Annotated in this window: 13 protein-coding genes; 4 read left to right on the top strand and 9 right to left on the bottom strand. The window is 68.9% G+C overall.

Annotation, left to right across the window (positions count from 1 at the left end):
• Positions 1 to 34: 34 nt before the first annotated feature.
• The 3 genes from FVS66_RS23030 to FVS66_RS36935 form a co-directional block, all read right to left on the bottom strand.
• Positions 35 to 565, bottom strand: coding sequence for a transposase (locus FVS66_RS23030; protein ID WP_262386880.1), 531 nt, complete (start codon positions 563 to 565; stop codon positions 35 to 37).
• Between the two features lie 50 nt (positions 566 to 615).
• Positions 616 to 1,101, bottom strand: coding sequence for a winged helix-turn-helix domain-containing protein (locus FVS66_RS23025; protein WP_149180423.1), 486 nt, complete (start codon positions 1,099 to 1,101; stop codon positions 616 to 618).
• 156 nt (positions 1,102 to 1,257) lie between these two features.
• A complete protein-coding gene (locus FVS66_RS36935; RefSeq protein ID WP_222946974.1) occupies positions 1,258 to 1,632 on the bottom strand; it encodes a DUF6233 domain-containing protein in 375 nt (124 codons plus the stop codon).
• A 207-nt stretch (positions 1,633 to 1,839) separates the two neighbouring features.
• On the opposite strand from FVS66_RS36935, the gene FVS66_RS23020 reads away from it, so the two are divergent.
• Complete coding sequence (locus FVS66_RS23020) at positions 1,840 to 3,429, top strand: IS4 family transposase (protein ID WP_149183105.1); 1,590 nt, start codon at positions 1,840 to 1,842, stop codon at positions 3,427 to 3,429.
• Positions 3,430 to 3,661: 232 nt separating this feature from the next.
• Here FVS66_RS23020 and FVS66_RS23015 read toward each other — a convergent pair whose 3' ends face one another.
• The 5 genes from FVS66_RS23015 to FVS66_RS22995 all read right to left on the bottom strand — a co-directional run bounded on the left by FVS66_RS23015 (position 3,662) and on the right by FVS66_RS22995 (position 16,221).
• A complete protein-coding gene (locus FVS66_RS23015; RefSeq protein WP_187645656.1) occupies positions 3,662 to 3,895 on the bottom strand; it encodes a transposase in 234 nt (77 codons plus the stop codon).
• Positions 3,896 to 4,054: 159 nt separating this feature from the next.
• The gene (locus tag FVS66_RS23010) at positions 4,055 to 6,253 is read right to left on the bottom strand and encodes a discoidin domain-containing protein (protein ID WP_149183103.1); all 2,199 of its coding nucleotides are present in this window, start codon (positions 6,251 to 6,253) and stop codon (positions 4,055 to 4,057) included.
• 18 nt (positions 6,254 to 6,271) lie between these two features.
• Positions 6,272 to 10,300, bottom strand: coding sequence for a discoidin domain-containing protein (locus FVS66_RS23005; protein ID WP_149183102.1), 4,029 nt, complete (start codon positions 10,298 to 10,300; stop codon positions 6,272 to 6,274).
• The gene (locus FVS66_RS23000) at positions 10,293 to 12,566 is read right to left on the bottom strand and encodes a hypothetical protein (RefSeq protein ID WP_149183101.1); all 2,274 of its coding nucleotides are present in this window, start codon (positions 12,564 to 12,566) and stop codon (positions 10,293 to 10,295) included. Before FVS66_RS23000 ends, FVS66_RS23005 begins: the two co-directional genes overlap by 8 nt.
• Before the next feature lie 13 nt (positions 12,567 to 12,579).
• Positions 12,580 to 16,221 (bottom strand): DUF6603 domain-containing protein, encoded by a 3,642-nt coding sequence (locus tag FVS66_RS22995; RefSeq protein WP_316248209.1) that lies wholly within the window; start codon positions 16,219 to 16,221, stop codon positions 12,580 to 12,582.
• Positions 16,222 to 16,636: 415 nt separating this feature from the next.
• Between FVS66_RS22995 and FVS66_RS22990 the strand changes: the two genes are divergently transcribed.
• Positions 16,637 to 17,362 carry a hypothetical protein gene (locus tag FVS66_RS22990; RefSeq protein ID WP_149183099.1) on the top strand — a complete coding sequence of 242 codons (726 nt, stop codon included), beginning with the start codon at positions 16,637 to 16,639 and terminating at the stop codon, positions 17,360 to 17,362.
• Between the two features lie 302 nt (positions 17,363 to 17,664).
• Positions 17,665 to 18,096 (top strand): hypothetical protein, encoded by a 432-nt coding sequence (locus tag FVS66_RS22985; protein ID WP_149183098.1) that lies wholly within the window; start codon positions 17,665 to 17,667, stop codon positions 18,094 to 18,096.
• Between the two features lie 134 nt (positions 18,097 to 18,230).
• Here the strand turns inward: FVS66_RS22985 and FVS66_RS22980 are convergent, their stop codons facing one another.
• Positions 18,231 to 18,398, bottom strand: coding sequence for a hypothetical protein (locus FVS66_RS22980; RefSeq protein ID WP_187645654.1), 168 nt, complete (start codon positions 18,396 to 18,398; stop codon positions 18,231 to 18,233).
• A 305-nt stretch (positions 18,399 to 18,703) separates the two neighbouring features.
• Here FVS66_RS22980 and FVS66_RS22975 point away from each other — a divergent pair, with 305 nt between their 5' ends.
• Entirely contained in the window at positions 18,704 to 19,918 is a 1,215-nt protein-coding gene (locus tag FVS66_RS22975) for an IS110 family transposase (protein WP_149180445.1), read from the top strand.
• Positions 19,919 to 19,985: the final 67 nt, after the last annotated feature.

Genomic DNA, 19,985 nt, shown 5'->3' with positions numbered 1-19,985 from the left:
TACTGAGGTTGAACTCGTGATGTCGCTGGGTCGTTCAGGTGGGTCTGATGGTCAGGCCGGTCTCGGCGAGGCAGCCGTCTATCAGGTGGCTGCGGTACTGGATGTGCCGGAGGCCGCGTCGGATGCGCTGGACGAGGTGTTCGGGGGTATTGAAGGCGACGTTGGAGAGCCAGCCCCGCCGCAGTAGTGACCAGATCCCTTCGACGGGGTTGAGGTCGGGTGCGTAGGGCGGCAAGTAGTAGATGGTCAGCCAGTCCCGGGCTTCGGCGAACTCCCGCAGCCCGGCGGCCTTGTGAACGTTCAGGTTGTCCCAGACGAGCACGATCGGGCCCCCGAGCTGCTGGTGGGCGGCGATCAGCAGGTCCCGGTAATCGCGCCAGGAGAAGCTCTTGCGTCCGTCGCGCTGACCGTCGTCCCTGCGCGGCCGGTAGATCAGCCGCGACCGGTGGCCGGGCTTGTAGCAGGTCAGCGCGGCGATGGATATCCGTCTGCGGGAACGGCCCCGCACCCGCACCACCGGGGTCCGGCCGCGCCGAGACCAAGTCTTCGCGTGCGGCGGCGTCATGGAGAAGCCGGCCTCGTCCTCGAAGACGAGCCAGGCCCCACGGGCCGCCGCTAACCTTCCGCGCGGGGCCACACCTCCTTGGCCCACCCCGCGACCGCATCGTCGTCCCGCTCCACGGCCCGACGGGCAGGCACCTGGCAGGACCAGCCATTGCGCACCAGCAGCTTCCGCACGCCCTGGACCGTGTAGGTCAGGTGGAAGCGCCGGCCGATCACCGTCTTCACACGGCTCAGGGTCCAGCGTTGGTCTTCCCAGCCGTGCGCGGCCGGACCCTTGGCCAGCTCCGCCTCCAGCTGCGTGAACTGCTTCTGACTCAGCCTCGGCAGCGACGCCGGCCCCTGCGACCGCAGAGCCCGGGGACCGCCCTCGTCCCACATCTGCCGCCATCGCTGCACCGAACGGACGCTGACCCGCAGGTCCTTCGCGATCACCGAGCTCGCCTCGCCCAGGGCGAACCTCTCGGCCGCCTTTAGCCGTAACTCCTCGCGGAACTGCTGCCGTTCGGCGGTCAGCCCGCCCCCTTGTGGATACCGCATGCCTTCGGTGATACCGCACAGGCGACGAGCCGTCAGCCCCTACGACACCACGAGTTCAACCTCAGTAACGCGTCCTCGCTCATACGCCCCATTTCGCCTGTCCAGTCGCTTCGGGCACCGGCATCACTGCCGAGCCGGGACAGCGCCTCTACCGGTTCAGGGCGCAGAGCGGTCAGGTTGGGTGAGCTGGGGATCGGTTGCGGTCGGCAGGGAGGTGGCGGCGTGGCATTCGCGGCAGGTGACCGCGCGGGGTTGGCGGAGGATGTCGAGGGCCTGATCGAGGGTGATGGGTGCGGCGTGGGGCTGGCAGCCGATGACGTGGATCAGGCGTGCTCCGGGGTGGCCGGGGCGGTGAGGGAGGTCTTGTACTGTCCAGGCCTGCCGCCCGTCGGTGGTGGGAGTGGCAAGGGTGGGGATGCGGCTGTAGTCGCCGCCTTCGAGGGGGCGGACATGACGGGCGTCGAGCCAGACACTCTGTTCCGCGGGCTTGGTGCGGCCGCTGCTGCCAACTGCCCAGCAGGTGATGCCCACCCGGTACTGCCCAGCGTAAACACCCGCTGTCCAAGATCAGGGTGGAACTTCCAAGGCCGGGTAGTTAGCGTTTCTGCAGGTCACGCAAGTCAGTTGAAAGTGTGCCCGACATAGAGCAACGGAGCTCGTTGGTACAGGCAGTCGACCAAGACAGCTTGTATCCGAGGAGCTCCGTTGCCGTCTCATCATGTCCCGCCGACTCCCGTGATGGCCATCACCCGTACGGTCACTGTGGCTGCCGGGAGGTTCGCTGCCGGGCAGCTCGGTGGCCTGACTCCTTTCCTGCCCTTCGAATTGGTGGATGCAGTCCTGGAGGAGACGCGCGCGGTCCAGCAGCGTCTTCGGGACTTGCCCTCGCGGGTCGGGGTGTACTTCCTGGTGGCGATGTGCCTGTTTCCGGAGGTCGGCTACCGGTTGGTGTGGGACAGGCTGACCTCCGGAATCGACGGTGTCCGGCCGGCCCCCAGCGCGAAGGGTCTGCGTGATCTGCGCCGCCGGGTGGGCTGCGCTCCGATGAAAGCCCTGTTCGAGGTGGTGGCCGGAGTGCTGTCTCCGCCACGGACGCCGGGCGTGCGCTTCGGCCCGTACCGCACGGTCTCCTTCGACGGCTGCAGCTCGATCAAGACCCCGGACAGTGAGCGCAATCGGGGCTGGCTGGGGCGGTGCCCGCACGGTGGCTATCCCCAGATCGAGCTCATGACGCTGGTCGAGACGGGGACCCGCTCCGTGATCGGCGCGGTGTTCGGCCCTACCCGGGAGGGCGAAACCTCCTACGCCACCCGCCTGTTGAACCATCTGGGCCCCGAGATGCTGGTGCTATGGGACCGGGGCTTCGACAGCAACGACTTCCTCGCCGCCGTGCACGCCACCGGCGCCCACGTGGTGGGCCGCATCCGACAGCGCCGCCGCCCGCCTGTCCTCACGGCCCTCCCGGACTCCTCGTACCTCTCGGTCATCGGCACTGTCGCCGTGCGCATCATCGAGGCCCAGGCAAGCGTCACGTGCGCCGACGGCAGTACCTTCGACGGCTCCTACCGGCTGGTGACCACCCTGCTGGACGCCCGGCGCTACCCCGCCGACCGACTCGTGCGCCTCTACCACGAACGCTGGGAACACGAGAGCGCCTACTACGCCCTGCGCCACACCATTCTGCGCGGGCGCGTCCTCCGCTCGTGCGACCCAGGCGGCGTCGAGCAGGAGATGTGGGCCCTGCTGATCTGCTACCAGCTCCTGCGTCGGGCCATCGCCGAGGCGGCTGAGTCACGGCCGGGCACCGACCCCGACCGCTGCGGCTTCACGATCGCTCTCCACACCGCCCGCGACCTGCTGGTACGCGCGGAAGAAGTCTTCGAGCAGGGCATCGGGGCCATCGGACGGCGGATCCTGTCGGAGCTGGCCCCGCCGCGCCGGCCCCGTGTCAGTACCCGCAAGGTGAAATCGCCAACCTCGCGCTACGCGGAAAGGAAGATGGACGGCCGCCCCGACCAGAGCCGGACCGTGACCTCCGTGACGATCGCTCTCCTGCCACCCCCGCCCCCTCGCCCCGCGCTGCCGGCCACCACGGTCCCTGACTATGTCGGCCGCGGCCAGATCAGCAACCGCACGACCCGCGTCCTCGCGGTCCTGCAGGCAGAGCCCGAGCGGCAGTGGCGGGCCAGAGAGATCGCCGAACTCCTCGGCGACGTCACCCTGGTCGCCACCTACCGACAACTCGCCCGCTGGACCGAAAGAGGACTGATCAAGAGAGTTCGCACCGGCCGCTACGCGGCAACCACCCCAACGGGAACCGCCACGTGACCTGCAGAAACGCTAACTACCCGGCCTTGGTGGAACTTCACCTGGGCACACCACCAGCCGACCCTACCAATCACCGATCCTCAAGATCTCCGAGAAGGCCCTCCGGGCGAGGCGACCGGCAAGGGCCGCAAGCGGTGGACCATGCGCTGGAAGGCACCCCTGAACGCCTTCCAGATCGCCTTCGAAGGCCGGCCCACCCCGGCTCCCATCTGACCCCTACTGGATCAGCCGTCTACTGGACACACCCCAACGCTGCGTTCTCCGCCGTCAGCCGCGCGATCAATGCGTCCTTGTCCTCTGCCGCCGTCTTCCCGGCCCGCTTCGCTCGCGAGACCCAGCTCGCCAGCGTCGTCTTGTTGATCCCCAGGCCCTCCGCGACCTCGGGGACCGGCTTCCCGGTCTCCGTCACGATCCGTACCGCCCCCTCACGAAACTCCGCCGTGAACTTCCGACGCTTCTCCGCCATGACAACCAACATCCCCTGCTGTCACGGACTCCACGCTACGAGGGGAAGCTCACGCTCAACGAGTGCCCCGCTCCCCGAACAAGATGCCCCGCAGCCTGCATGAAACCCCAACCCAGCGGACTGATCGGAGTTCTGGAACCTGTCGGGGGTTCAGGTCAGCTACTCCGAGTCCGGCAGGGTGTCGGCCGTCGCGTCTCCCCCAGATCTGTCGAACTCTTCGGTGAATGCAGGCAGCTCAGCCGACAACGTTGCCCTGGAGAACCCTGTGAGGGCGGCGTCCAGGCCGAACGGGCGCCACAACAGGGCAGCCGCGAGTTTGCTGTACCAGATCGACGTGGTGTCGTGGGTGAGGTAGACCCTAATAGAGTCGCCCTTGCGGACCGGTGCGGTAACTGTGTAATGCTGTGCGCCGGCACCGGATTGACGCAGGATCGGCGCGTCACAGCGATAGGCCTGTCCGGCAACGATGAAGAAGAGGCTACCTTTGTATCCGATGTTGTCGTTGTAGGCGGTGTTGTCGTAGCACAGGATATGTCCGTACAGGACGCCGTCCGTTGGTGCTGTGGCGGTGTAAGGATTGCCGATTTTGGGTACCGTGCCCTGCGCCCAGCTGCGTGCGTAGGTACTGCGGTATCCCTGTACCGACCCGGTGAACTCAACGTCGCCAACTGCTGCGAGTTTACCCTTGGCGTTGAGGGCTCCGCTGACATCCACCGAGCCCCTGACGGTGAGATGGGCGGGGGTACCGGCAGGGAGGGGGACCTCTTGAATCCAGACGGGGGAGTTAAACACCACCTGCTTGCGAGCACCCGCAGGGTCGGGAATCTGGATCGTGTCCACCACGAGCGGCTTCATGGAGGGAATGGCGACCCCACCATTGGCAACGATTTCGCCGTCTGCCTTGAGGCCGTCGGTGGCAACGATTTCGCCGTCTGCCTTGATGGTGCCGTAGCCAAGTTCGAGTTTCACCTTGTTGGCGGGATTGAGGGTGGGATTGTTCTCGATGGTGAGTGGGACGTTGGCCAGTGACGTGATTGTCTTCGTCCTGAGGGTGGGGGCGGTGACACCCCCAGCGGAAATGACTGTGCCGCCGACCAAGAGGTCTCCCTGGATTTGCACCGGGCCGTAGATGATGGCGCCGTCGGGGGTGATGGTGGCGCCGCGGGGGGTCGTGGTGATTTCGAAGGAGCGGATGGCGATCGGGGTAGACCGTCCGGCGGTCAGTTTCAGGCGCATGTAGCGGGCGGTTCGGGCAATGGTGCCGTGGTACTCCTTCGCGTACGCCGCGATGCTGGCGTACGTGCTCCAGCTGGTGCCGTTGGTTGAAGACTCCAGGACACAGGTGTTCAAGTCGAACAGGCCGTCCGGTGCTCCGAGATACATGTCGACCATGGTGATGTCGCGTTCGCTGCCGAGGTCGATCTGGACCCAGGAGTTGACGTGGCCAAGGCCCGCGCTGCGCCAGTAGGTGTTCCGGCTGCCGTCGGTCATGGCGGACGGAAGGTGTCGGGTGCCGTCCAGGTCGGCGAAGCCGAGGCTGGGATGGGTGGTGGCGGTGCCGGGGCCGTTGCCGATGTCGAGGGTGCCGTTGACGGCGATGTCGCGGGCGGCGATGTCCTGGTTGGTCACGGTGACGGCGGTGGTGAGGGTGTGCAGGATGAGGGAGCGGCCGCTGCGGGTGTTGACGGAGGCTTGCAGCATGAAGCCGGTGGTGCGGGTGAGTGCGGGGGAGCGCCAGGCGGTGTCGTCGGTGCTGAGGGGCTCGGACAGGTCGTCCCAGTACATGCGGTAGTTGGTTCCGCCTGAGGTGTCCCACGTGAGCACCACGGAATCGCCGTTGTCTACCGCGATGTGGTCGGGGGTGAAGTTGCTCAGGTAGAAGCCGGGGGGTGTCTTCTTCACCTCGCGCGAGGTCGTCCGCGGGGGGTAGGGGCCACCGGATGTCGGTGATGTGAGTTCGGTGATCGTGATCTGCGCGGTGCCGACCTCCTCGTTGATGTCGAAGTCGGCGATGTGCAGGGTGAGTGTCGTTCCGGCGGGGATGCGGACGGCGGCGTTCGGCGTGAACTCAACGGCCAGGACGCTGCCGTCCGCCTCCAGTTTCTCCTCGTACGGCCAGGCGTCGGGCACGCTCTCGTTGTCACTTTCGAGCCTGGCCGTGATCGTCTTGTCGGTCGTCAGGTCCTCTTCACCAGTTCCGATCGGGATTTTGATGATGATGCCGTCGCAGTACACGTCGGTGTCGGCGATCGCGACGATACCCAGCTTGCCCGGTTTGGGCTTGGTCGGCGTGCTCACCGCGATCGATTTCGGTTCCAACGCGTAGGACAGCAGGGGTGGTTCGGTGGCGGTGGCCATGGTTGCGCTCCTTGCGGGTCAGTCGCGGCGTGGGCGCAGCTGGAGGTAGCCGGCGCGGGCGGTCGGTACGGCGTCGTCGAGGTAGGCGGAGCGGTCGGCGGGCAGGATCGGCAGGCGTGCCCAGTGCGGTTTGTCGCCGGCGTCGTCGTAGGGCTCAGCCCAGGACCAGTCGCCGAACCAGGCGGCGGGGCGGGGCATGACGAGCCCGTTGTCGCCGGCGTTGGTGGTGGCGTTGAAGGTGCGGACGGCCACGGGGCCTGATGCGTCGGCGGTGAACCGGATCCGCAGGTGCCTGGCGGGCACCGGCTCGGTGGGGCTGTAGTGGATTTCCGCGCCGGCCGCGAAGCTGTCGAGAGGGGTCCACTCCTGGTCGTCTTCGTCGAAGGATTCCAGTTCGCAGGCGGGCAGTTGGTTCTCCCCCATGGCGTCGCCCGGATAGAGGTCGACGCGGTGGACGTCGCGTACCTGCTCGAGGTCCAGGGCGATCCAGTCGTCGCGGGTGGCGGGCGCTTCGCTGAGGTACCAGGTGCCGAGGTCGCCGTCGAGGAGGTTGGCGAGGCCGTGCCCGGGCATCTCGCTGAGGGTGTCGAAGGCGGTGGCGGTCTGGTTGCCGGCCCTGGTGGGGGCGAGCAGAGGGTCGAGCCGGAAGGATGCCTCGATCCTGGCCAGTGCCTTGTGGACGAGGTCGGCGTCCAGGGCGAGGTCGGCCACGGGGAGGATGTCCGTGGTGGCGTGGATGGCCGTGTGTGGGTGGGCGAGCAGGGTGAGGTGGTGGACCTGCGACTCGCCGCTGGGTGTGGCCCGCAGGGCGAGGTCGGTGCCGGTGGTGATCGGGTTGAGGTAGCGGTCGCGTGGCGGTTTCTTCTCGACGGTGTTGAGGACGCCGTAGTGCGTGTCACCGCCCGGCCCGGACTGGCTCGCGTAGTAGCCGATGAGTCCGTCTTCGAGCAGCTCGGGGTTGCCGAGCCGCACCGGCCAGGTGTAGTCGGGGTAGTCCTCGTGGTCCGGGTCGAGGATCTGTTGCCAGCTGGGGTTGGTCAGTGGCGGGCCCTGGAGCTGGATGGCGAGTTCGGCGCGGATCAGGGCGACGGGCCGCCCGGTCAGGCGGGCCGGGTTGCGGTCGGCCTGCGCACTGGGATCGGTGACGCTCTCCAGGCTGTCGTTGATGGTGGTCAGCAGGGCGTCGAACGAGATCGGCCCGCTGTTTCGCAGGGCGACGATCATCTTGGACAGCTCCGGGTAGACGCCGGTGAACTCCTCGGGGCTCGCGTACGGTGCGTGGGGCAGCATGGTCCAGGCGACGCGTGAGCCGTCGCCGACCACGCGTAGTTCGCCGAGCGGGGAGCCGTCGGGCGCGTAGACGAGCAGGTTCTGGTCGAGGTAGTTGAGCATCAGCCAGCCGACGACCGGGGTCGCCGCGGGGTCGTCGGCCGGCGGCAGTCCCAAGTAGACGGCGCTGTCCGCGGCGCGGATCGGCTCAAGGCGGACCCGGGCCGGCTGCATGAGCCGCGGCGGCAGTTGGATGAAGCGGTGGTTGTTCGGAGGGCGCTCCTCACCTTGCGGGACGTACAGCGGCTTGCCGCGGTCGGGGAGCACGCTGGCCGCCGGGTAGGGCCACAGCGTTCCGGGGTCGTTGTTGTACAAGAACGGGGCGGTGCGACCGAAGCGGTCGATGATCTGGAGCCTGTGGAAATAGAACTGGCCCGCACGCACCGGCTGGAAGCGCTCATCGTCGTCGGGTGCGGCGTCCGGTTCGCCGGGGGACGGCACACCCTGGGGGTCGCCGAGCAGCTCGGCGTCGGCGAGTGCGGCGGACGGGACGAGCCGGGCGCCGCCCTCCTGGCGCAGCAGCCAGTCGTTGAAGCCGTCCAGGGTCTGCGACAGGACGTCCAGGTCGGCGTAGATGTCGAGCAGTTGGTCCAGGCCCTCGGTCTCAGCGGCGGGGTATGTCTGCAGGTAGCGGCTGACCTGCCGGCGCAGCACGTACGGTGTGGTGGGGGTGAGGTAGGAACGGCCGGTGAAGGCGGGCCACTGGTTCTCCGCGCCGCCGTGAGCCAGCGCTCCCTGGCCGGTCCACTGGTAGGTGGTGCCGTTGAAGGTCCAGTTGTCCCTGGCCCCGCTGCGGAACGGGGTCGGGCAGTACCGGATCTCCCACTGCAGATACATCGGCGTCCAGGGCTGCTGCCACACACCGAGATATTCGGGCGCCGTGCCCTGGATGGCACCGGGAGTGGACAGTGCAGTCTCGAGAGCGGTGGCGATGCCCTCGCCGACCCTGGTGAAGGCGGCCTTGTCCAGCAGCGCGAACTCGTTGAGGAGCGTTGCGCAGATCGCGGGCAGGTTGGCCAGGGGTGGCCGCGGGGCCGTCGGGTCGGGGAGGAACGGCGGGATGCCGTCGATGGTGATCGAGGTGAGCAGAGCGGAGGGGAGCCGGCAGGGCAGCGGGTCGTCGGGGTCGCGGCCGAGCGGCTGGTTGGAGCCTGCGCCCGTGATGGCGACGACCGGGTCGGCGGGGCTGTAGTAGGGGGTGTGGGCGGTGCGCTTGAGTTCGAGCCGGGGTGGAAGGTTGTGGTCGGTGGCGTAGGTGTCGATGGCGGACTGCAAGGCCTCGGGGGTGTCGCCCATGGGCAGGGCGTCACGGCCGGTGCGCAGTTGGGCCATGCGGTCCAGGTAGCCCTGGACCTCGGCGGCGATGCTGTCGGCGTTCTCGGGGTTGAGCCGCGCGTCGGCCTCGTCGTTGAAGCCGGGCGGACGGTCGTGGTGCGCTTCGGGCAGGTGCCGCAGCCACCACAGGTCCCACAGGCGGGCCCTGGCGCGGGCGAGACGGTCGGCGAGGCTGTCGTACTCGGCCTGTGCGCGGTTGAGGTCGGCCAGCCAGTCGGGGACGGGTGTGGCAGGTGCGGGGTCCTCGCTGGGCCGGGGGAGGATCTCCCAGATGTGGCCGCCCTCGCTGCCGGCGTACCAGGCGCGGCGGGTGGCCTCGTCGAGTTCGACGGCGCCCTCGGGCAGGCCGTATGTGTCGATGGTGCCGGTGAACAGCGCCTTGACGAGGTCCCCGTCGAGGTTCTTGCGGGTCTGCCCGCGGACCAGTTCGGCGAAGGCTTCGGCGGTGCTGTGGCCGACGGCGACCTTGAGAGCGGCGGGGCTGGTGGGCTGGGTGGAGTGCATCGGGCGGTTGTAACTCCACTTGATGCCCAGTGAACTTCCGCAGTAGCGGGTGTGCTTGAGAGCTGGCGTCGTAGACGGCGCGGTCCACTCCAATGCGGCGAGCAGCTCCTGCATGGTGGCGCCCTCGGGCAGCAGCCCGGGGATCTCCCTGGCCTTGGTCAGGATGTCCGCGTCCGGGTCCGAGTACCAGCCGACCACCAGGTAGCTCAGCTCGTTGTCGGCGACGTGGCTGTCGCCGGGGAGCTTAAGGTCCAGCAGGGTGTCGTGGAGGCAGAACACGTTCTTGTGGTAGGAGGCGAAGGCGGCGAAGGCCGGCAGACCGGGCCCGACCGCGGTGAGGAAGAGCGGGTGACGGCCCTCGGGATCCGGGTCCGTCCACGGACGGTCCTGCCCGTCGGTATCCTGCAGCGGGTGGCTGCGGCCGATCATGTCGGTGTGCGTGGCCACGGTCTCGCCGCTCGGGCTGCGGTCGGTGATGTAGGCACTGGTGCCGTTGCCTAGGGTGCCTTCGTAGTCGCTGTTCTGCAGGTAGTCGCTGTGGACTACCCAGCCCACGGCTTGGCGCCGCCCCGCCTTGGTGGCGTAGCGGACCACCAGCCAGCGGTTCGGCACGAGGGGGAAGGTCGTCTCGCCGGTGTCCGAGTGGAAGTGGCCGCGGCTGAGTGCCTCCGGAAGTTCCCACTGGATGTGGACGCCGGTGCCCAGGCTCCCGTAGGTGGGGTTCGGGGGCTCGGCGTCAGCGGCCCGCTCCAGCATGAACCTGAAGGCGGGTGTCCAGGTGTGGTCGGCCGTGACGGTGGCGTTGACCACGAGGGTGTGCAGGCGGATCGGGACGATCAGCTCGGTGTCGGCGCTGGTGTTCAGGTGGGTGTCATTCACTGCGGCCTCCGGTGGCGGGCACCAGCTTCTGCTCGAGCGGCGAATTGATCATCTCGATGGCGAACTCGCTTGCGGTCAGCTGCCGCGGGTGGTTCAGCGCTGTGGTGAGGGCGCCGACGATTCCGCCGCTGTCGAGCAGGTTCAGCACGCCATGGGGGTTGTCGGGTCGCAGGAATTCGGTGAAGACGGTCTTTCCCTCGGTAGCGGGCAGTGGCCGTCCGATGGGCTCGCCACGGTCGTAGTCGTCGTCAGGGACCAGGGCGCGCAGCGCGATCTTCCCGTCCGCCGTGGTGCCGAAGTGGATGCCTTCGCCGGGTTCGCGGATCACGATCGAGTCGGGGACGTCGTCGAACAGCAGAAGCAGCACGTCGGGGGCGGGGCGGTCGCGGCGCAGCTCGGTCAGCGGCCGGCCGTTGGCCGTGTAGACGACTAGGTCGAACTCGGGCCAGGCGGGCACGAGTGCGGAGCGCAGCAGCAGTCCGGCGGTGGGTGTCGCGGTGGTGCGGCGGGCACCGACCGCGGCGTGCAGGGTGTCGTCGAGCTGCTGGTCGAGGCGGGTGTGCAGGCCGACGCTGCGCGCGCCATTGAGGAGGGCGTCGATCCAGCCGGGGTCGAGGCGGAACAGGCGCAGGGACTCGGGCGCCAGCATGCGCGGATCGGGGACAAGATAGCCGAACGGGATGCCGTGCAGTGCGACGGCGCGGTCCAGCCAGGCGGGCATGCCGGCGGTGCGGTGGTCCGCGGCGTGGCGCAGGGCTGCCGCGCGGGCGCCCGTGCCGAGCAGCAGCCGCCGGTCGCCGTGACTCAGCGGGGCGGGCGGCGGCTCGGCGGGCATCGGGGCGCGGGACTGCGGCGCGGCCAGGGCCCGGGGCAGGTCGCGGCTCTCGATGGCGAGGGTGCGCAGCCACCCCAGGCCTGGGCGCAGGTCGGTCTCGGCATCCGCGTGACTGCGGCCGGCCCTCGGCGTGGCGGCGCGGGCACGGGCGGGATCGGCGGCCAGCGCCATCAAACCGATGGCCTGGTTCGACAGTTCGCGGCGGGCGCGGACGAGGTCGGCGCTGTACTCGGGGTCGGCCAGGGCCAGGGTACGGCCCAGCGTCCAGGCGCAGGCGTAGCTGACGTCGTAGACGCCGTAGTCCTTGTCGTAGATCAGGGCGTGATCGGCGGTGGTCTGGGTCTTCGGGTCCTCGTCATAGCCACGGGGGAGGTCCTGGACGGTGACGGGGGTGCAGGGGCCGCGGTACCAGGCGTAGCTGAGCTCACCGGACAGCAGCCGCTGCGGGACGGGCACGTAGCCCAGGCGCAGCCGCTCACGGGCGTCCTGCTCATCCGCGTCGGGGCTGGCGCCGGGCTCGGCGGCCGACTCCAGGCGCAGGGCCAGGCGTTCGGCGTCGAGGGCGCCGTGGGCGACCAGTGCCTTGAGCAGGCTGTGCGGGTCGAGACGGCCGGTCGGGTCGTGGGTGAAGGACCAGGACCAGAGCGCGGCCAGCCGGATGTGGGTGGCGCCGGTGGTGAACTGGCCCTTCAATGGCTCGTCGTGGCCTTCGAGGGAGACCAGGTGAACGGCGCGCGGGCCGACCGCGCCCAGGGGGAAGCGGTTGCCGGTGACGACGGCGAACGAGCCCGGGGTGAGCTTCTCGCCGTCGGCGCGGGGGTCGGGGCTGGGCTCGTAGACGTCTCGGACGTGCGTGAGGTAGTCCAGCTCACTCTCACGCGGGATCAGGGCCTTGAACAGGTCGATGGGCACGTCGATGGTGCGGCAGGTGGAGCCCAGGGTCTTGGGATCCAGGTCGTCCGGATCGATCGCCGGGGGCTGCACGGCTGAATCTTCCGGTTTCGGCCGGCACAGTTCGGCGACGGTGCGGGAGGTCGCGATTCCCATGCCTTCGGGGTCGTCCGGCAGCTCGCCGGCCTGGAACATCAGCAGGGCCATCCACGGAGCACGGACGGCCCGCGACGACCACTTGACCTCGCGCTCCCACGGCAGGATGGACCGGTTGAGGGTGATGTGCGGCAGGACGGTCCGGTAGTTACCCGAGGACCCGGATGGCGGGTACACCGCCTGCACCGAGGACTCGTCGAGGACGAACCGGACGGCCCGCACCTCGAATTCGGCGTCCACGGGGTCGATCCGGGCGCCGGGGGTGGTGATGTCGACGCCGCCCTCCGTCAGCTCGTGCTCGGCGTGGACCTGGTACTTGCCGGCGGTCAGGCGGGGAGCCAGGTAGTCGTAGAACGTGATGTTCAGGTCGGGTCCGGTGGCCACGGAGGCTCCCTTACTAGCGCGCGGTCGTGGTCAGAGGCGAGGAGACGAGGTAGTCGGGGGCCTTGCTGGCGTAGCGGGGCAGGGACGCGCCGCAGGCGCCCGGGGCCAGGCCGAGGCGGTGCAGAGCGCGGTAGGCACCGGCGCGCCGGGCCTTGGTGGTGGAGTCGATGCCCTCGGCGATCGTGTCGACGCTGTTGCGGGGGTCGGTCAGGGGGACGGGGCCCTGCTTGCCGCCGTTGCGCAGCGGGGTATGGCCGGCGGGCAACACCGGGGTCACGGCGAGCGCGGCCGAGGTGACCGGCCCGATCTCACCCGCGGTCTCGGGCAGCTTGACCTCGAACCGCAGCCCGGCCAACTGGCCGGGCAGCAAGGCCTCCTGTCTCTCGTCGAGGGCGTCGTCGGGCTTGGCCAGAGGCCGGCCCCACAGCGCCGCGGGGGCGCCGCGTTCGATCACCTCGACGCTCCAGTCATCCTCCGAGATGACGTAGTCGGCGTCACCGACCTTGACGACGGTGACGACGAACTCGGAGGCGATCGAGCGGTCCTTGTGCATCGGCCGGATGCTGATCCCGCCGTGCGGCGCGGTCGCGTAGTCGGTGTCCTGGTTGAGGTGGATCGCGGTCGCTGGGATAACCGTCTCGACGGTGAAGACGAGCCCGGCGGCGGCCACCAGCACCGGGTCGCCGTCGGCGCGGCGGGCGGCGAGCTCGCCGGCGTCGACGTCGGCGAGCAGCCCCGCCACCGGGGTGATGCTGAGCGGCTCCGGGAGCTGCTCGTGGACCTCGGGCCACGTGGCGTCGTCCAGCTCCACGCGCTTGGAGCCGATGTCGAAGCTGAACGAGACGAACCAGACCTTGACGGTGGCCCGGCCGCCGAACGGCGGGGTCCACAGCGCCAGGTCGATGCCGACCTCGATCGACACCCGGACCTTGACGAACAGGACCTTGATGGTGAACGCGACGCCGATGCCGATGCCCAGGTTCGCTTCGAGATAGAACGGCCGCCACTGGATCAGCACATCGAGGTAGGCGGTGAACCAGGCCGACAGCAGCCCGGAGGTGTAGGTCGCGGCGAGCCGCCCGCCAACCATGAAGGCGTGCGGGGTGAGCGCGGTGTAGCCCTCCGCCTTCACCATGATCTTGCTGTCCGGCGACCAGATGAAGCCGAGCCGGGCCGGGCGGGGGTAGTGCGCGGGCAGGTTCTTCTCGAAGGTGGGGTGGTAGCCGCCGGCGGTGATGACGAAGTCGCCCGCGTGTCGGCCTGCCGTCCAGAGGTAGACGGCGATACCGCCGGTGAGCCGGCAGGCCGGGTCGAAGACGAACGAGCCGGCACCGACCGCCGCATCGAGGGAGAAAAGGCCCTGGGACTGCTGGTAGGCGAGCTTGAGGTCGATGTCGAGGCGAGCGTGGACCTTCTTGCCCGGCTTGGTGTCGCGCGGGAAGGTCACCGAGGTGCGGCCGAGCAGCGCCAGCTTCAGGTCATCGCCGAACTCCGCCACCGCGAGCGCCCGGGTGGCGATGAACTTGAACAGGGTGAACTCCAGCCCCGCCGCGGCCCAGTAGCGCCCTTCCGCGGGACGCACCCAGTCCGCCAACGCCTCCAGGGCCTCCTGCGGGCTGTCGCCGGAGCCCCCGCTGGCCAGGTTGGCCACCAGCGGAAACTCTCCCAGCTCCTCGATGGCCGGGATCCGCAGGGTGCTGTTGACCCCGAACCCGGCCGACACCGCGGTCACCGTGAACGGAGGTGCGACGAACAGCGCCGCCCCACCTACGGCGGCGATCTCGCCGAACAGGAACACCGACGACCAGCCATCCACACTGCGGGCGTAGCTACCGGCCGCCTGCATGGCGAAGAACCCGGCCTCCACCGTGACCAGGCCCGCGATGTAGACGGCGAACTTGTCGTCGTCGCGGACCTCCAGGGCGCCGGTGACCTTCAGTGGCGGCGCCTCGACGCGCACGCCCGAGCCCTGCAGCACCTGCGTGACGGTGAAGTCCTGGCCCACCGCCAGGCCCAGGCCGATCATGTCCAGTTGGACCGGGCCCAGGGGGAACATCGCGCCGAAGGCGACGAACAACCGGCCGCGCGCGTAGCCGAGGCTGATCCGACGGATCCGTACCGGGCCGAAGAGCAGGTCCATCTCGTGGGTGGCGTCGCCGCGTTCGCGCCCGAGCACGACCGCGCCCTCGACCACGTCCGCGGGCGCCGGGTCCCGGGCCGCCGCGAGCGAAAGAGCGAGTGCCGGGCCGGTGTTCGGCCGCAGGACCAGCGGCGGCAGCACCTCGTCGCCGATTGTCGGCGTCGCCCAGATCATCGGACCGCGTTGCAGCGCCTCCTCCGGCAGCGTGGGCAGCAGCCCCTCGTCCGCGCCGGGCATGCCCGCGACGACCGAGTTCAACTCCCGGACCCGGTCCAGCGGCAACGGGGCGTCCGCATACAGGAAATGAGCGCCCGTGACGACCACGTCACGACCCGCCGGGATACTCTCCCCCACCAGCGGCAGATCCGAGGCCCGGGCCCCCACGGCCCCACGCACCGCCACCAGGCGCGCCACAGCGCTCCCCGCAGCCCCGGTGGGCACCGACGCCACCACCACCCCGACCCGTCCGACCGCCGCCGACACCACCAGCGAACCCGGCGTGGAGGGCCCGGCGGGGAAGCGGTAGGTGAACGACGCCGCGTGGAGCGCGGGGACGAGGGGTTCCAGGTCTGGGGGAACGTCGATTCCCACGGCGGCGGCCAAGTCGGCCAGGGTCAGGGCCTCGCCGCGGTTTTCCAGGGATGCGCTCAGTTCCCAGGCTCCTGCGCTCGTCCTGACGATTTGGCCCAGGAACCCCAGCCGGGCGCTTTCGTCGTCGTCGCCGCCCTGCGCGGGCACCTCCAGGAGCAGGCGGCCCGCGTACTCCTGGTCGTACCCCTGGCCGTCGGACTGCTTGGTCAGCGTCGCCTCGACGTCGAGGTCGGCGGTGGTGTCGCCCAGCGGGAACCGGGTGTTCACGTTCACCCGGAATCCGGTGGTTCCGGTGCCCCCGTCGTACGCCAGCGTGAGGCGCTCCAGCGCGATGTCGCGGAGGAACTGCGGCGGGGCGACGCCGAACAGAGCGAAGAACGCCTCGGCGACGTGCCACTCCTTTCCGGACTCGAGCTCCACGATGAACTCGAAGCTCTGCTGCCCCGCGGCGAAGTCGAGCGCGCAGGTGACGAGGAGCGTCTCCCCGTCCTGGGCGGGGAGATCGGCCTGGGCGTAGAGCTCGCGGATCGCGGCGCCGTCCAGCATGCGGATCTCGTAGACCAGCAGGAGGTCCCGCAGTCCGATGCCGCCGAGGACGGACATCACGGGATGGTCCTTCAGCGACAGGGCGATCTGGACACCGATGATTTCGGCGTCGTCGGCCACGGATTCCGAGTCGTCGGCGGTGAAGAACCACAGGGCGATCGCCGGTGTGGCCGCGTCGATGGTTCCGCCGAGACACAGATTGCCTGCGTCCGGGTCGACGTCCGTGAGGCCGACTCCGACAGTGAACCAATCCGCAAGGGCGTTGATGTTCACCGCGTTCCCGAGACCTTCCAACTCGTCCGGAAGCCCATCGGGAAGAGCCAGATCCTGCCCCGAGGAAAGGCCGTTCAACCATTCCTTGAGCCTGCCTGCGGTCATCGCCACAACGCATTTCCTCCCGACCGTTTGACTGCACTGGTACGCACCGTCGTCGATATCGGATGCAATTCCGGCAAACACTATCAGCGCCGGAATCCGCACAAGAGGTGATCAAGCCACGCGCAGGGCAGTCACCTCGAGTGCTTTCGTCGGTTTGTAAGAGAATCCCATTATTGACTGTTTTGTTGTCATATCAGGTGATTCATCAGGCAATGATCCCCATGAAACCGGCCACGACCTGCGGTAGTTCTGAACCGAAGTAGATCAAAAAGCGACTTTGACAGAGTGATCGGGCCGCAGCAGAGCGTCACCCGATGGCGTCCGAAAATGGACTCACGCCCTCACGGCGAGACGGTGGCATGATACGACTCGTGCAATTTCCGTCCGCTTCCTTGATGATTCGAGAGAGCTGCTCATGCCCCCGAAGAAAAAGCCTCAGAAGCCGGATCGCGCGCCGAACCTCCTGCACGGCGGAAAAAGTTCCGACACCTGCCCTCGATGCCGCTACGCAAGGAACAAGAAAGACAAGGGAGGGAAGCTTCTCCACGGCATCCCGGAGGTCACCGACAGCGCGCAGCTGCGGAATGTCCTCGTCACGATCGACCACAACCTCAGGCAGGACCAGGACCTGATCAACAACCCCAAGGCATCTTTCATGATGGGCGCGCTGGAGGCGAGAATCAGCGGGGGGGAACACTTCCTCATCGCCTCGAGCGGGTCACCAAATGCGGAAGAGCCGTGGACGGCCCGGTGGATCCAGGACAAGCACCTCGCCGGCATCAGCTATCACGAGGGAGCCTGGAAGACGGTGAACCCGAGGCTCCCTGAAGACCACACGGGATGGGTGACCGTCCGGGGCGAGAGGGTGGATCTGGACCCGCAACACAGGGGCCTGAAAAAGGGGTGTGCCGCCGTCAAACTCCTGCTCGGGCTGGGCGAAAAGCAACTCCCATGGAATTCCGTCGACTACCTGCGCATGAGCGAGATGGTGTACGTCGGCCCCGAAGCGGACCACACCCGCATGCGGCCCTGGCACGGCCAGGGCGCCACCAACTCCTGGACCGCCCACTCCTGTGACGCATGTCAGGCCCGCATCCCGTACCTGATCTGCGACGTCCCCGCCAACCGAATCGTCGACTGACCGTTAAACGATTCCGTCCGACAACAACCCACGACGCGCAGGACGCCACGCACGACACGTACGACCACAGGTCCCGGCATCGCCCACCGGAAGCCCCAGGGGTGAGGCAAACCCCCGCCCGTGGAAGCCCGACGCCCATGCGCCGAAGGATCGCAGCGGTCCGCGAGGGTCGCCTCCCGCGCCCCGTCAACCGGTGGTTTCACCCCGTGCGGACCATGGGGGCCGTGGCGGCGCCCCTAGCTTCGGGTGTGCCGGCGGCCCGGGGAGGACGCCGGCACACACCACAGAGGGGAAAACCGCACATGTCCATGAGCAAGAGGACCCGCGCAGCCGTATGGACCAGCGTCGCCCTCGGTCTCCTCGCCGGCGGAACATGGGCGGGGACAGCGGTGGCTGCTCCCCCGGGTTCCGCGAAGGTGACCGCCCCTTACGCGCAGGCCGCGGCCGCGGCCGTGGTCAACGGCAACGGCAACGGCAACGGCAACCGGTCCAAGGGCGCCGAGGCCGTCACCAAGCCCGCGGCGGGCCACTACTGCGTCGAGCTGGAGGACAAGGACCTCGACATCCGCAAGCTCGTCCCGACCGCCACCCTGCAGTACATCAGCTTCGAGTACGACGTCCGGATCTCGATGTGGCCGCACCCCTCGTGCGGGACCCGCACCGACACCTTCCTCGTCGTCACCGGAAAGCCCGGCGTCTACGAAGACGCCTCGTTCTCCATCGTCATCCCCTAACACCCTCCACGGGCCGCGGCCGCGGGCCGGCACAGCAGGTTCCCTGCGCAGTAACGGCCGCGGCCTGTCCCGCCACGCCACAACCGAGGTCAGGGCTGAGTCCAGCCGCCAGCCCCACCCTGTCCCGCGGCCGCTCAGCCAGCGGCCGCGGCCGCACCCTGACAGAACCGGGCAACGTCCTCCACCGTCACATCCAGCCGCAGGCGCAGGCGCTTGAAGCACAGTGGATGGCGGAAGACCCCGCCGCGGCCTGTGGCCCGGTCGGCACTGATCTCCGCCACCAGCTCCGGGCGGACCAGCACCGCGTCCAGGACGTCACGGCTGCCCCACGCCGCAGCAAAGCGGCCCCGTTATGTTTTTCGCGGTCCTGCAAGAGGGCCGCTGGCCTCCGGGCCCGGCATGACTTTTGCCCCCTGTCGCACGGATGACCGGGGGGGGTGGTGTCACCGGGCCCGGGAGGTGCCGTCGGAGACGCTGATGAGAGGTCCGACCACCGCCTGGCCGGGCGCAATGCCCAGCCATCCGCGGGCGGCAGGTCTGCATAACGTGGATGCGCGAGAACGGCCCCGATGCCCAGGCCAGCACGTAACGAACGAGTGGGGGCACAGTGATCGACACTGACGGCGTGGGCGTCTTCCTCGGCTTGGACGTCGGCAAGAGCACGCATCATGGGCACGGGCTGACCCCGGCCGGGAAGAAGGTCTTCGACAAGCCGCTGCCGAACAGCGAACCGAAACTGCGGGCCGTCTTTGACAAGCTGCGCGACAAGTTCGGCACTGTCCTCGTGGTCGTGGACCAGCCCGCCTCGATCGGCGCCCTCCCGCTCGCGGTGGCCCGTGACGCGGGCTGCCAGGTGGCCTACCTGCCCGGACTGGCCATGCGGCGGATCGCTGACCTCTACCCGGGCGAGGCCAAGACCGACGCGAAGGACGCCGCGGTGATCGCGGACGCCGCCCGCACCATGCCCCACACCCTGCGTTCGCTGGAACTGACCGACGAGATCACCGCCGAGCTGACCGTGCTCGCGGGCTTCGACCAGGACCTCGCAGCCGAGGCCACCCGCACCTCCAACCGGATACGCGGCCTGCTCACCCAGTTCCACCCCAGCCTGGAGCGCGTTCTCGGGCCCCGCCTCGACCACCAGGCCGTCACCTGGCTGCTGGAGCGCCACGGCTCTCCGGCCGCCCTGCGCAAGGCAGGCCGCCGCAGACTCGTCGAACTGATCCGCCCGAAGGCCCCGCGCATGGCCGCCCGGCTCATCGACGACGTATTCGACGCGCTCGACGAACAGACCGTCGTCGTCCCTGGCACCGGCACCCTCGACATCGTGGTCCCCTCCCTGGCCCGCTCGCTCGCGGCGGTCCACGAACAACGCCGGGCCCTGGAAACGCAGATCAACGAACTGCTGGAGGCTCACCCTCTTTCCCCGGTCCTGACGTCGTTGCCCGGCGTCGGCGTCAGGACCGCCGCAGTCCTCCTGGTCACCGTCGGCGACGGCAGCTCGTTCCCGAGCGCCGCCCACCTGGCCTCCTACGCCGGCCTCGCGCCGGCGACCAAGTCGTCCGGGACCTCGATCCACGGCGAACACGCACCCCGAAGCGGAAACCGGCAGCTCAAACGCGCGATGTTCCTCTCCGCGTTCGCCGCTCTGCATGATGCCGCCTCCCGCACCTACTACGACCGCTGCCGAGCCCGTGGCAAGACCCACACCCAGGCACTTCTGCGCCTCGCCCGCCATCGCATCAGCGTCCTGTTCGCCATGCTCCGCGACGGAACCTTCTACGAACCCCGCACACCCGACGACGTCGAACTCGCCGCATAACCTCAGCAAGCACCAACCACCCCAAACCCGACAGGGGCGCCTTGACGAAAGACATAGAGGCACCCCC

The sequence above is a fragment of the Streptomyces sp. TRM49041 genome (assembly GCF_008271805.1).
Lineage (GTDB): Bacteria > Actinomycetota > Actinomycetes > Streptomycetales > Streptomycetaceae > Streptomyces.
Note: the sequence above shows the minus strand (reverse complement) of the source record. Positions and strands in the feature narration are given on the sequence as shown.

Excerpts from the sequence above, each read along its gene's own strand:
- FVS66_RS23030 (WP_262386880.1), bottom strand. The coding sequence starts at position 565 with ATGACGCCGCCGCACGCGAAGACTTGGTCTCGGCGCGGCCGGACCCCG.
- FVS66_RS23025 (WP_149180423.1), bottom strand. The coding sequence starts at position 1,101 with ATGCGGTATCCACAAGGGGGCGGGCTGACCGCCGAACGGCAGCAGTTC.
- FVS66_RS23020 (WP_149183105.1), top strand. The coding sequence starts at position 1,840 with ATGGCCATCACCCGTACGGTCACTGTGGCTGCCGGGAGGTTCGCTGCC.
- FVS66_RS23015 (WP_187645656.1), bottom strand. The coding sequence starts at position 3,895 with ATGGCGGAGAAGCGTCGGAAGTTCACGGCGGAGTTTCGTGAGGGGGCG.
- FVS66_RS23010 (WP_149183103.1), bottom strand. The coding sequence starts at position 6,253 with ATGGCCACCGCCACCGAACCACCCCTGCTGTCCTACGCGTTGGAACCG.
- FVS66_RS22995 (WP_316248209.1), bottom strand. The coding sequence starts at position 16,221 with ATGACCGCAGGCAGGCTCAAGGAATGGTTGAACGGCCTTTCCTCGGGG.
- FVS66_RS22990 (WP_149183099.1), top strand. The coding sequence starts at position 16,637 with ATGCCCCCGAAGAAAAAGCCTCAGAAGCCGGATCGCGCGCCGAACCTC.
- FVS66_RS22985 (WP_149183098.1), top strand. The coding sequence starts at position 17,665 with ATGTCCATGAGCAAGAGGACCCGCGCAGCCGTATGGACCAGCGTCGCC.